Below are 12,258 nucleotides of genomic sequence, written 5' to 3'. Positions count from 1 at the left end.
TTTTTTATGATTTGAGATGATGCACGATATGTTTTTCCTGATAAAGCATGAGATCAGCGGCCTGGGTTAACTGGGCGGGGGTCATGTGCGAAGATGTACATAAACTATAACCGACGCTTATAGAAAGGCAATAGGGAAGGTTAAGAGTTTTTGCAGTACTGATGATGCTCTGCTCGAGCTTTCGTTTGAATTCTTCAATAGATGCAATCGCACTTTGTGGACAAATAATCATAAATTCATCGCCGCCCCAGCGGGAGAGAAAGACGGAATATTGTGAAGCGATGTTTTTTAAAGCATGAGCTGTGCATTGCAGAGCATGATCGCCTTCAATATGGCCGTAATGATCATTGATCTGCTTGAACTGATTGATATCCATAATTAACACATAAAAGCCATTATGAGGGTTGGCTTTTTCAATTGATTCCTCTAACATCTGATTGGAACGGCGGCGATTGTTTAAGCCGGTTAAGGCATCGCTGTAGATGCGCATTTCCTGGACATTGACAAAAAATAACAGCAGAGCTGAGAGGATTGAGGGCGACATAATAGGTGTATTAGGAACGAAACTATCAAATAGTCCAGCGGTAAAGGGAAATAAAACAAAAGCGATCATAGAAAAATATTTTCTTTTAGAGGAAAAAGATTTTGTATGGTGCGCTTTGATTATGGCATGTATTGTCACCAGTAACAGATAAATAAAATCAAAAATCATGACCAGATCGTAAAGGGAACCATGATATTCAGCGGTTGCGGTACTATAGAAAATCAGTCCAGTCTTTAAAGAGGTAAAGATCAGGACGACACATATAAGCATGGGTGTCATCGTTAAAGGAATAAACCAGCGTTTGGTGAGAAGAGGGGCCTTGAGATGGACTTCAGAAAAGAGAAACCAGACAAAACAAAGCAAAGGCTGACAGGATAAGCCAATGGCATTGAAAAGACTGCGGATGACAATCGGAAGAGATGTGGAATGTGTAACGGCAAGTTCCCATAAACTATCATCGATCAGAAAGATCCCGAAGACGATTAATAAAAGTTTAAACAAACGAATTTCCATATCACTTGCAAGATCTTCCCCGGTATGAAAAAAGAGAATGGCCGCACATAATAAACAGCTAAAGTTAATAATAAGATAATTAATTGTAGATAAAGACATGTATGATCACCTGTTTAGTCGTTCTTTTATTTCTTAATTGATCTTATTATACTCCTACACAAATTTATATTAAAGTGGAAAAACATCCGTTATTTTCAAGATATCTAACTCTGTTTTTATTCATGATTCATTAAAAAGAACACTTTGCATGAGAGTTTGGAGAGGCCATGAAAAGAATCTTTAAAGAGATAAGTGGAGCAGCTCAGGCTCCACTTGATCGAGTTATTTAAATAGGCAGGGGTGAAGCCTGCCTACATTTTTATAATAGCGTTGTTTTTTTGATCTCTTCAATCGTTTTCGTGCCAGCTAACTGCATGGTAATAGACAGCTCCATATTAAGATGATCGAAGACAGATTTGACGCCTTCGGCACCGCCTAAATTTAAACCATAAATAACTGGACGACCAATAGCGACTAAGTCAGCACCGCTGGCTAATGCTTTAAAGACATGCTGGCCACGACGTACACCGCTATCGAAGATGACGGGCACCTGATGGTTAACAGCTTTCGCAATGGCTGGTAAGACTGAAATGGAAGCAGGACCGCCATCTAACTGACGACCGCCATGATTAGAAACCCAGATGCCATCAGCACCTGCCTGAATGGCTACGATCGCATCTTCTGGTGACTGAATTCCCTTAACGAAAACTGGTAAGCCTGACATGTCTTTGACTTTAGCGATATCGCTAGGAACGAAATCCTGCTTAGCGGCTGCATAGATTTCTGAAATGCCCTTGCCGACGCCATCACTAGCGCTATAAGCAGCTAAGTTTGGCATTGGTAAAGGGAACTGGAAATGCGAAACGATATCTTCTTCACGATAACCACCTAGGGTAGAATCAACGGTCATGATAATGGCTTTGACACCAGCTTTCACAGCCTTTTTAATAAGGAATTCATTGAATCCATCATCCTTACTCATATACAACTGGAAAAACTGTGGAGCTTCAGGCGCTGCGGCAGCGGCTTCTTCAACTGGGGTGCTGCCATAGGTACTCATCGCGAATAAAGTTCCAGCTTTGGCGGCACCGATTGCTGTATCCACTTCTCCTTTAACATGGGCTAAGCCATGCGCAGCGGAAGGCGCTTCAATAATAGGTGTTTTCAGATCTATACCAAAAATAGATGTTGATAAATCAACATGATCGATCCCCTGTAAAACACGAGGGGCGATACGCAGGTCATTAAAAGCACGGGTATTCTCTCTTAATGTCCATTCATCTTCTGCTCCTTCACGAATATAGCCAAAAGCACCACGATCCATACGTGCCTTCACACGATTTTCCAAACTAGCGATATTGACAATATCGATAGGATGCTCAGCGTTACTTGTATAATATGCCATAATTCAATCCTCCTATTTTATGTATTTCAAAAGTATTGTAAAACTTTACATGTTTACTTGCAATAAAAATGATTACAATAAAAAGGGAAATCATTATATCTAGAAATTGCATCAAAAATAGGAGTTCACTATATTTAAATGTAAGGGGGGAATATTTATACTTGCAAAAAGATTGTGTCCTATTTATTTGCAAGCAATATACTTGCATTTGCCTTGCATTAAGCTATAATACATTAGAAAGCAAAAGGAGAATATTATGAAGTTACAGGATTTTACAAGTCAGGAACAGGCACAAATCAAAAAGGGACTCTCTACAGCTGTCATCACTGATCAGGAAGCAGCCGATAAGATTCTTGCCTTAGTTCCGCAAGAATGGATCAAAAAGATTCCTTTTTTTGTAAGAAAGCATGCGACAACGAAAACAATTGAACGTATCGCCAAGACGTATCCAGATCTTTATGCAGTTGCTAAACAAGAAGGAGATCTTCCAGAAGAAACGCGTGAGCAGCTGCGCCAGATCATTACCGATATCTTTCAGGAAAAAATGAATAAACACAAAATTAAGTAAAAAAGGCTCTCAAGCCTTTTTTATTTTCGCATTGATTCAAATGTGTGGATCCATCATACTCATCGATGGGATCATCGATCGGCGAGGTTACAAGAAGCAAAACGCATGCCTTTACATTTATAATTCAGATCATACACAATATAAATGCAAATTGTGTAGTGATGCACAAAATGCTGATGAAGTCACTCAATAGATTAAGCGTGTCTGCTATACGAAAAAAGGGTGAAGATATGGAATACTTAAAAGCCAATAATGATAATCTGGAACAGAAACATATTTGTTGTGCGATCTCGAATCATAAGGATGTTCAGGTTTTATCGAAAAAGCGTTGAGCGAGGCAAATGCTTTATTGAATATATGCCTGCTGAGAATGCATGGGTTTCAATCAATGCTGAAGGCTATATGTATATTGACTGCCTGTGAGTGGCTGCGCTTAAAGGAAATGGATATGCAAATGATTTACTTAATGCCTGTATCTCTGACTGAAAGGGAAAAAAGTGGGACTTTGTTTTTTGGCTGCTAACAAGAAGAAACCTTTCTTCGCGGATCCGAAGTTCTTGAAATATAAAGGCTTTTATGTTTGTGATGAAGCAGATTGTGGGATTCAGCTATGGTACCAAACCATCCTTTAAGGAAAATGCAAAACATTCCCATACAGAAGAACCAGGCTTTGTTTTGTATTACACCAGTTGGTGTCCGTGTAACGCAAAGTATGTGCCTATTTTGATAGAGACGGCCAAAGAAAATAATATTCCTTTTCATGCCATCCATATTACAAGTAGAGAAGAAGCGCAAAGTGCTCCCACACCGATCACTAATTATGCATTATTTTATAATGGTGATTATGTGACAAATGAGCAGATGAATGCCAAAAAGTTTATCAAGGTTGGTAATGCTATGGTGTCAATTTCTCATGACTGAAGTCACGAGCATTAGACCGCCTACTTTGTAAATTGTGCTTACATTGCGACTGTGATTGGTTATATAATGAGTAGGCAAAGTCATCAAGTATTTATATGAAAAAGTCTGAAAATCATACGTGATGATTGATGGTGTATTACGATGTAAATCAGTGAATTCAAGACGTATATGAATGATTTGATAAATGGCATAAGTTTATGAGAGGGACCGTTTTGTTATGGATTTTATAGTATGCATGTTTATCTTTTCAAACATTTGTTGGGAAAAGCCGTCATCAGTTACGGATAAAAAGCGAATAGAAAGGAAATGGATATGAGTATGGACATAATATCTTCATGCTCATATAAGGGACAAGCGATGAAAGTGATTGTATTAAATGCGACTCCAAGAAAAGCCGGTAATACTTCTCAATTATTAAAATCCGCTGCAAAAGGGGCCAAAGAAGCAGGGGCAGAAGTAGAGTTTATTCACTTGTATGATTTGAATTTTACAGGGTGTCGCGGCTGTATGCTTTGTAAGAGAAAGGGTGTCGAAAGATGTCATTGTTACTGGAAGGATGATTTAACGCCCATTATTGATAAGATTTTTCAGGCTGATGCTGTATTCATTGGCACAGCAATTTATCTAGGCAGACCCACAAGCCGTTACTTTGAATTATTAGAAAGATTGCATTTCTGCTCATTATCTTATGATGATTACAGCAATTATTTTACTGGAAAAGTCAATGTAGGGCTATTTGTCTCCATGAATGCCTCTCAAGAGTTTTATGAGCGTATGTATAAAGAAAAGTTTGAAGATTATGCAAAAGAACTGACCATGCTTGGCGGTGAAGTGACCTTGTATCCTTGCTATAATACTTTGCAGGTACCAGATTATTCTAAGTTCAATATGGCCAGCTTTGATGAAGACAAAAAGAAGGCAATCCATAAAGAAATATTCCCTCATGATTTAGAAAATGCTTATCGTTTAGGAAGAAAATTAGCTTCTGCAGAGCAATAAGACTTAGGCAATATGCAGATTGAGAGTTCAAACACAATGTTTGGGCTCTTTTCTTTTTCATAAGATGCACATAAAATATTTGTAAACAGAGGATTTTATTGCATTTATGAAGGATCAGTCATACACTATTATTGACATATGCCAGAAACGTAAGAAGGTGATATCATGGCAAGACCGATGAAATGCAGACGGATCTGTGAAAAACCAGCATATGATTGTTTTGCGCCTGAGGGAATTGCACCAAATGAAAAGGTTATTCTTACCTTAGATGAATATGAAGTGATTCGCTTAATTGATTATGAAAAACAAACCCATGCAGAGTGTGCCAACCAAATGGGGATATCCCGTTCGACGGTGACCGACATTTATGAAAACGCGCGCTTTAAGATTGCGGATAGTATTGTTCATGGGAAGACATTACAGATTGCTGGCGGTCACTATCGCTTATGTAATGGCGCAATAGCTGGTACCTGTTTTCAAAAATGTCAGAAAATACACAGGTTGCCAGTCATAGAAAGGAAGGAAGAGGTTGATATGAGAATTGCAGTAACGTATGAAGAAGGTATGATTTTTCCACATTTTGGCCGGACACAGACTTTTAAGTTTTATGATGTAGAAGATGGCAAGATGGTAAAAAGCCAGGTGGTCAGCACCAATGGTCAAGGTCATGGGGCATTAGTTGGCTTTTTAGCTGATGCACAGGTGGATGTCCTGATTTGCGGAGGCCTAGGGATGGGCGCGCAAAATGCTCTCAAGGCGACTGGTATCACCTTACTTGGCGGTGTTACTGGGTCTGCTGATGAGGCTGTTGAAGCTTACCTGAAAGGTGATTTAAGTTATGTTCCTGATGCGCATTGTGATCATCATAGCCATGAACATGGCTGCGGCGAACATACTTGTCATGATTAAACAAGATTGTTTTATAAACAGCTATCATTTGATCTAATCAACGATCATATTAGAATATCTAAATGGATTTAGTTTATAAAAGAACAAAGACTAAGATGCAAGGAAACTCCTTGCATCTTTTTAAATATTAAAATACTATCTCCCGTAAGTTGATCCACGACATGAATTGTTTTTGCCGTATTCGCAAATGTGCATGAGGTTGTAATCAGGGCGGCAGCTAAAGTGCTGATTCCTAGGCGTAATAGCTTCATAAAACACCTTATTTCTAGATTCTATTTTACTACGTTTTGAGCTTTCAAAAGATTAAACTTGTGTAAATAACAATAAGAGTTTGTTAAGAAAATAACATTATAATAAGATGAGAGATTGCATCATCAGAGAGTGATGATTATACTTAAATGTAAGGGGGAGATACTATGCCTTTACAAATTGTAAGAAACGATATCACCAAGATGAAAGTAGATGCGATTGTCAACGCGGCCAATACGTCTTTATTAGGCGGAGGCGGGGTTGATGGAGCGATTCATCGCGCTGCTGGACCTAAACTCTTAGCTGAGTGTCGAAAGCTAAATGGCTGTCCAACTGGCGATGCCAAGATGGCTAAAGGCTATCGTTTAAAAGCGAAATACATCATTCACACCGTGGGACCAATTTACCGCGATGGACATCATCAGGAAGAAAAGTTATTACGATCATGCTATCAAAAGAGCTTAGCGTTAGCGTTGGAAAAGGACTGTGACAGCATTGCTTTTCCCTTAATATCCGCTGGGGCTTATGGCTATCCTAAAGATCAGGCTTTACAAATAGCGATTGAGGAAATCAGTCATTTCTTATTAGAGCATGACATGATGGTTTATCTCGTAATCTTTGATTTAAAAGCTTTTCAGATCAGTGCCAAGCTCTTTGCTCATATTCAAAGCTATATCGATGATCACTATGTCATAAGTCATAGTGATGCCGTTTCTTCGCTGAGAAGAAACCGTAAAGCATTGCTTGATGACTCATCAGTTATGGAAGGGCCGGTTTATTATGAGGCCTTAAACTTAGAAGATGCTTTGAAACAGATAGATGAAAGCTTCTCAGAAATGTTAATGAGGAAGATTGATGAAGCCGGAATGAAAGATAGTGAATGTTACAAAAAGGCTAATGTCGATCGCAAACTCTTTTCGAAAATTTGTAGTCATAAAAATTATAAACCAAGCAAGAAAACGGTGTTGGCTTTTGCGATTGCCTTAGAACTGCCGTTAGATGAAACCAATGACATGTTAAAAAAGGCGGGGTATGCATTATCCCATTCTAATAAGTTTGATATTATTGTCGAATACTTCATTATTCATAAACACTATGATATTTATGAGATCAATGAAGCTCTCTTTGCTTTTGATCAGCCCTTATTAGGTGGTTAATAAAAATGTCGCCTGACAGGCGACCATCACAATATGTATTTACGATAGACTATAACTGCAAGGTGAAAACCTGCAGTCATATTTTTTGGGAGGTGCATAGTGATGAAAAAAGATTTGACTGAGTTAGTATTTATCTTAGATAAAAGCGGATCGATGTCAGGCTTAGAAGAAGACACCATCGGTGGTTTTAATGCGATGATCAGAAAGCAGAAGAAAGCGCCAGGTGAAGCGTTGGTATCTGCAGTTTTGTTTTCAGATGATAGTGATGTGATTATTGATCGGGTACCATTAGATGAGGTGAAGCCATTAACAGAAGACGATTACTTTGTTGGCGGTTGTACCGCCTTAATTGATGCTATTGGCGGCGCGATTCATCATGTTCAGATGATTCATAAGTATATTCGTAAAGAAGATACTCCTGAGCATACGATGTTTGTCATTACTACGGATGGGATGGAAAATGCCAGTCATCAGTACACTAGTAATCAGGTGAAAAAGATGATTAAGAAACAGGAAAAACAGGGCTGGGAATTCCTGTTTCTAGGTGCGAATATTGATGCGGTATCAACGGCTGCTAACTTTGGCATCAGAAAAGAACACGCAGTTAATTATCATGCGGACCAACAGGGGACACAGGTTAACTTTGAAGCGTTAAGTGAAGCCGTAACAGATTTACGAACGGATGGTGCGATTAAAGAAAACTGGCGTCTGAAAATTGATCGGGATTTCAAAAAACGTTCTTAATGATCAGGATCTTCTTGCAGGGGAGAAAACAGACTCATACAATAATAACTAGAGGGAGGCAAGAAGATGAATGATCAGGTATTACAAGAAAAATGGCAGTATGTATTAAAGGGTTTTGTCTATCTTGATGACGTGCAGCCATGAGATGATATAAGCAGAGCCAATTATGCTAAAGGGGAAATGTTTTATTTACCCCATTCATGGCGATAAACATTTAATAGAGTGATTACAAGTGGCGGGAGACACCTATATTTATAAAGAAATCCCCGAAAGTTTTATAATGATGCTAGAAAGTGATCTTAATTATCTTAAAGATCATCCTGATGAAACGCGCAATCCAGCGTTTGGTTCCTATGCACTTTTTCAGGTGTATGAAGAGATCAGTCGCCGAGGGTTTTATCAAGTGCATATTGGGAAAATGAAAGAGGAACTGACACTTTCGTCAGTTCCTTTCGTCTATTAGTCTGCTCTTTTAGAAACGTGATGATAGTTTTCATCATAGAAACGACCCTGACGAATATCATTGGTCATACCTTCATAAGGTGTTTCATTGATGACATCATCATTATCGATGCCGGCATCGCCAATGTAGGTAATCGTCGCAAATTCTGGGACAACATATTTTGGATATGTGTCATATTTTTCACGGGCTTCATACATGCGATCGAGATGTTTGTTTTGGTAACAAACTGTAATTTCAGGATGTTCATGGACCCATTTTGGGAAGAAGATGACGCCGTTGATCTTTCCTTCGTTAGGCATGAAGTCTAAAGCCACGTCAGTACCAGTTGGTTCCGTCCAGGTGACTTTATAAATACCATCAGCAATCTTAAATAAATTAATTTCCTGATCAGTGACCCAGCGGCCTTTAACCATCCCGCCATGAATACGATAACAGCAGGTATGATCGTTTTTGCAGTACCATTCATATTCCCAGCCATTGTCATAAGTGTAAATGAAATGAGTGCCAATAAAATCAGATAATTCTTTAAATACTTTTTTAGCCATAATGTAATTCTCCTTAATCAGTTAATAAAAACATGTAATTAATTACATAGTCATTTGACATAGGTTATGCTATACTATGATTATAAAAATGTCAATACAAAGGAAGAGAAAAATGGCACAAAAGAATTTGCTTAAATATATTTTACTTGGTTTAATCACCGAAAAACCGAAAACAGGTTATGACTTAAAGAAAGAATTTGATACCGAAATCGGGGAATTCTGGTCCGTTAAGCACAGTCAGATTTATTTAGAACTCAAACGTTTAGAAAAAGAAGGAGAGATTACTTCGGACACAGGCTTCTTTGGTAATAAAGTAGAAAAGACTTATTATGCGATTACGGCATTAGGGAAAAAACATCTCGACGAATGGAAGTATTCCTACGACACAGCGTTAGCTGTCAATAAAGATGAATTTGTTTTAAAACTTTATTTTATTAAGGATCGTCATGATGAGCGCTTACCAAGTTTATTAAAAGAACAGCTCGATATGCGACAAGAAAAGTTGTCACATTTAGAGGGGAGAAGAACATTGTTGTTTTCTACTCCTCAGGATATTGAAAAGCAATATGGGCATTATCTGATCTTAGATCATGCGATCCGTCGTGAAAGTGAGTATGTCACTTGGCTTAAAGAAGCGATCGATTCTTTAAAAGGCAACGAAAAGTAACTTTTCATGTTATCACTGACTAGTAGGTCGTTATTCATAACCATCAAGAGGTGTTTATATGAATAGCGTGGATGTGTGTTATCAATGCACCGCAAATTATAACCTGACTTTTCTTTCCAAAAGGCATACAATAAAGAAAAGTGAGGTTTTTTAAAATGAATGAAGAACAATATCAACAAGCAGAAACGTTCTGGCAGCGTAAACAAAAAGATGAAAAGGTCATGGAAAAGGAGAAACTTGAAAAGTGGATGGAAGAATTCTTAACCCATCATAAAGTCTTAGCTTTAGCGACAGGTATGAAAGAAGATCTCCGCGTTACGCCATTAGAATATAGTTATCATGATGGCGCTCTTTATATCTTTACTGAAGGGGGCTTAAAGTTTCATGGCATTCATGAAAATAAACATGTCGCCGCCGTAATCTTTGAAGACAATCCTGTCTTTGGAAAGTTACAGTCGATGCAAATCAGCGGTGTTATTGAGATGGTAGAATTGTTTTCGAAAGAGTATAATGGGGTCGCTTTAGCGAGAAAGATTCCTTTAGATGCTCTGCATCAGTTAAAAGAACCGATGTGGTTACTTAAAATCATCCCCGAAGAAATCACATGTCTGAATTCATTATTTAAAAAGGAAGGTTATGGTAGTTATCAGCAATGGAAAAAGTAGAACTCACCCCTTTAACATGAGAAGACAAAGAAGCTTTTATCAAAGACAATCAGGCTACTTTTAACTATGGCGCTTTAGAGGAATTTGGCCGACGTGATGATCATTTTGAAGAAGAAGGGGAAATCATCTCAAGAGAAACGATTGAAACATCAATTGCTCATGGAGAAGCTTATCGCATTGTTTACTAAGGTGTAAAAGTGGGCGGTGTGGTCATTTCCGTAGATGGCGATCATGGCGAATTGGCGTTATTATTTGTCTCACCCGATTGTCATAGCCGAGGCCTTGGCTATGCGGCTATGCCATAAATATATCTTCCTATGTATTTTGGTAGTATTGTAAAACTTTACATATTTAAACGAAATAAAAATGATTACAATAGAAAGTGTACTCTTTATGTTATAATGATCGGAGGAGGAAGCAAAGATGAAAATAAAGAAAGAAGCATGGCTTTGGACAAGAAAGCCGCAGGATTATGCAATCAGTGATGATCAGATTGACATCATCACTGCGCCCCATACGGATTTGTGGCAGAAAACTTATTATCATTTCTGTAATGATAATGCCCCGGTTTTACAAATAAAAACGTGTGATAAGTTCTTTTCTTTTGTTGTGAAAACGACTTTTGAGAGTAAAGTGCGCTTTGATCAGTGTGGGATTGTCATGTATTTAGATGGACAAAACTGGCTGAAAGCATCGATTGAATATGAAAATGAACGTTTTTCTCATTTGGGTTCTGTCGTTACCAATCAGGGCTATTCTGATTGGGCTACGACGGAAATTGACGCTTCAACAAGCGCCATGTGGTATCGTTTAAGTCGACGTGAAGATGACTTCTGCATAGAGTGTTCGACTGATGGTCAGATCTTTAAACAAATGCGGATTTGTCATATGGAAAAGGCTAAAGGCGATATTACTTTTGGCATTTACGCCTGTTCACCGGAAGACTCGTCTTTTAAGGCTACATTCACCAATATGGAACTCTTACCATGTCAGTGGCAGGCTCATGATGGTCAGCAGCCGGATGAGTAAGCATAAAGCTTTTTGGCGCTATAGCTTATGTTTGATCCTGATGCTGTCTTTGACATCCTGTCATGATTTTACAAATAGTCAGGAAGTAAACGGCGGTCAGGGTGTGTTTGTTATCGATGATCAGATGTATATTAATGGCAGTGCTCAGATTTCTTTGTATCACAATGGTGAGCTGATCAAACAAAATAAAGATGTCTTCACAAAGTATCAGGGAGAAGTGAACCATTTAGGGGCTTTATCAGGAAATGATCGCTATCTTTTTGCGCCCGCCGAAGCGTTTGATGGCAATGATTCAATAAATAAACAGGTCGGCATTTATGATCGTCATACCTTAAAACAGGTTAAAGCTTTTCCTTTAGCTAAGCAAAGCGGTCAACAGGAATGCAGTGCTCTCGCTTATGATGATCGTGATCACAGTCTCTGGCTTACGCAGTGGGGGGATACAAACAGCAGTTTTTATCTCTATCACTATGATCTAAATGGGCAATACCTAGGTAAACGCAAGATTCCGCCACTTAAATGGATTCAGGGATTAACTGTTTATAAGAATGATTTTTATTTCGCCTGTGATGATGGTGATGCCAATAAGGATCAGCCTGATCATATTTATAGAGTATCAAAAGCAGGGCAAGTGAAAACAATCCGCCTTCTTGATGATGTATATGATCAGGGGGAAGTAGAAGGCTTAAGCATAGCGCACCAAAACCTTTATGTGCTCTATAATCGCGGAGCGAAAGTCGTTGATGGCAAAGTTTTAGGCTTAGAAAAGGGTTATGATCATCAAATACATGAAGTTTATGCGTATAAATTGAAATAATGTTGCTACGACAACATAGAACCT

At 38.5% G+C, this 12,258-nt stretch carries 15 protein-coding genes; 12 read left to right on the top strand and 3 right to left on the bottom strand.

What is annotated here, in order from left to right; genetic code table 11:
• Window positions 1–4: 4 nt before the first annotated feature.
• Both SG0102_RS09025 and SG0102_RS09020 read right to left on the bottom strand, forming a co-directional pair.
• On the bottom strand, window positions 5–1,156 hold the full coding sequence (locus SG0102_RS09025; RefSeq protein WP_125119638.1) for a GGDEF domain-containing protein: 1,152 nt from the start codon (window positions 1,154–1,156) through the stop codon (window positions 5–7).
• Window positions 1,157–1,415: 259 nt separating this feature from the next.
• Window positions 1,416–2,501 carry a lactate oxidase gene (locus SG0102_RS09020; protein WP_125119637.1) on the bottom strand — a complete coding sequence of 362 codons (1,086 nt, stop codon included), beginning with the start codon at window positions 2,499–2,501 and terminating at the stop codon, window positions 1,416–1,418.
• Window positions 2,502–2,757: 256 nt separating this feature from the next.
• Between SG0102_RS09020 and SG0102_RS09015 the strand changes: the two genes are divergently transcribed.
• From SG0102_RS09015 to SG0102_RS08985, 7 genes are all read left to right on the top strand, one after another.
• Window positions 2,758–3,069 (top strand): hypothetical protein, encoded by a 312-nt coding sequence (locus tag SG0102_RS09015; protein WP_125119636.1) that lies wholly within the window; start codon window positions 2,758–2,760, stop codon window positions 3,067–3,069.
• Between the two features lie 585 nt (window positions 3,070–3,654).
• Entirely contained in the window at window positions 3,655–3,990 is a 336-nt protein-coding gene (locus SG0102_RS15730) for a YoaP domain-containing protein (protein WP_231999884.1), read from the top strand.
• A gap of 357 nt (window positions 3,991–4,347) precedes the next feature.
• Window positions 4,348–4,989 carry a flavodoxin family protein gene (locus tag SG0102_RS09005; protein ID WP_125119635.1) on the top strand — a complete coding sequence of 214 codons (642 nt, stop codon included), beginning with the start codon at window positions 4,348–4,350 and terminating at the stop codon, window positions 4,987–4,989.
• A gap of 165 nt (window positions 4,990–5,154) precedes the next feature.
• Complete coding sequence (locus tag SG0102_RS09000; RefSeq protein ID WP_125119634.1) at window positions 5,155–5,898, top strand: DUF134 domain-containing protein; 744 nt, start codon at window positions 5,155–5,157, stop codon at window positions 5,896–5,898.
• 416 nt (window positions 5,899–6,314) lie between these two features.
• Window positions 6,315–7,304, top strand: coding sequence for an O-acetyl-ADP-ribose deacetylase (locus SG0102_RS08995; RefSeq protein ID WP_125119633.1), 990 nt, complete (start codon window positions 6,315–6,317; stop codon window positions 7,302–7,304).
• 102 nt (window positions 7,305–7,406) lie between these two features.
• Entirely contained in the window at window positions 7,407–8,048 is a 642-nt protein-coding gene (locus tag SG0102_RS08990; protein WP_125119632.1) for a vWA domain-containing protein, read from the top strand.
• A gap of 280 nt (window positions 8,049–8,328) precedes the next feature.
• Window positions 8,329–8,511: a hypothetical protein gene (locus SG0102_RS08985; RefSeq protein ID WP_125119631.1), complete on the top strand. Its 183-nt coding sequence runs from the start codon at window positions 8,329–8,331 to the stop codon at window positions 8,509–8,511.
• On the opposite strand, the gene SG0102_RS08980 is transcribed toward SG0102_RS08985, so the two are convergent.
• Window positions 8,508–9,056, bottom strand: a complete 549-nt coding sequence (locus SG0102_RS08980) for a phenolic acid decarboxylase (RefSeq protein ID WP_125119630.1) — start codon at window positions 9,054–9,056, stop codon at window positions 8,508–8,510. The two genes, SG0102_RS08985 and SG0102_RS08980, sit on opposite strands and share 4 nt — an antisense overlap.
• 112 nt (window positions 9,057–9,168) lie before the next feature.
• On the opposite strand from SG0102_RS08980, the gene SG0102_RS08975 reads away from it, so the two are divergent.
• From SG0102_RS08975 to SG0102_RS08955, 5 genes are all read left to right on the top strand, one after another.
• Window positions 9,169–9,723: a PadR family transcriptional regulator gene (locus SG0102_RS08975; protein WP_125119629.1), complete on the top strand. Its 555-nt coding sequence runs from the start codon at window positions 9,169–9,171 to the stop codon at window positions 9,721–9,723.
• A gap of 155 nt (window positions 9,724–9,878) precedes the next feature.
• Complete coding sequence (locus tag SG0102_RS08970) at window positions 9,879–10,388, top strand: pyridoxamine 5'-phosphate oxidase family protein (RefSeq protein ID WP_125119628.1); 510 nt, start codon at window positions 9,879–9,881, stop codon at window positions 10,386–10,388.
• A gap of 206 nt (window positions 10,389–10,594) precedes the next feature.
• Window positions 10,595–10,693: a GNAT family N-acetyltransferase gene (locus tag SG0102_RS15725; protein WP_231999778.1), complete on the top strand. Its 99-nt coding sequence runs from the start codon at window positions 10,595–10,597 to the stop codon at window positions 10,691–10,693.
• Window positions 10,694–10,811: 118 nt separating this feature from the next.
• Window positions 10,812–11,417 carry a DUF1349 domain-containing protein gene (locus tag SG0102_RS08960; protein ID WP_125119627.1) on the top strand — a complete coding sequence of 202 codons (606 nt, stop codon included), beginning with the start codon at window positions 10,812–10,814 and terminating at the stop codon, window positions 11,415–11,417.
• Window positions 11,410–12,234 (top strand): hypothetical protein, encoded by an 825-nt coding sequence (locus SG0102_RS08955; protein ID WP_125119626.1) that lies wholly within the window; start codon window positions 11,410–11,412, stop codon window positions 12,232–12,234. Before SG0102_RS08960 ends, SG0102_RS08955 begins: the two co-directional genes overlap by 8 nt.
• Window positions 12,235–12,258: the final 24 nt, after the last annotated feature.

Origin of the sequence: Intestinibaculum porci (assembly GCF_003925875.1) — a bacterium.
Classification (GTDB): Bacteria; Bacillota_I; Bacilli_A; order Erysipelotrichales; family Coprobacillaceae; genus Intestinibaculum; species Intestinibaculum porci.
Note: the sequence above shows the minus strand (reverse complement) of the source record. Positions and strands in the feature narration are given on the sequence as shown.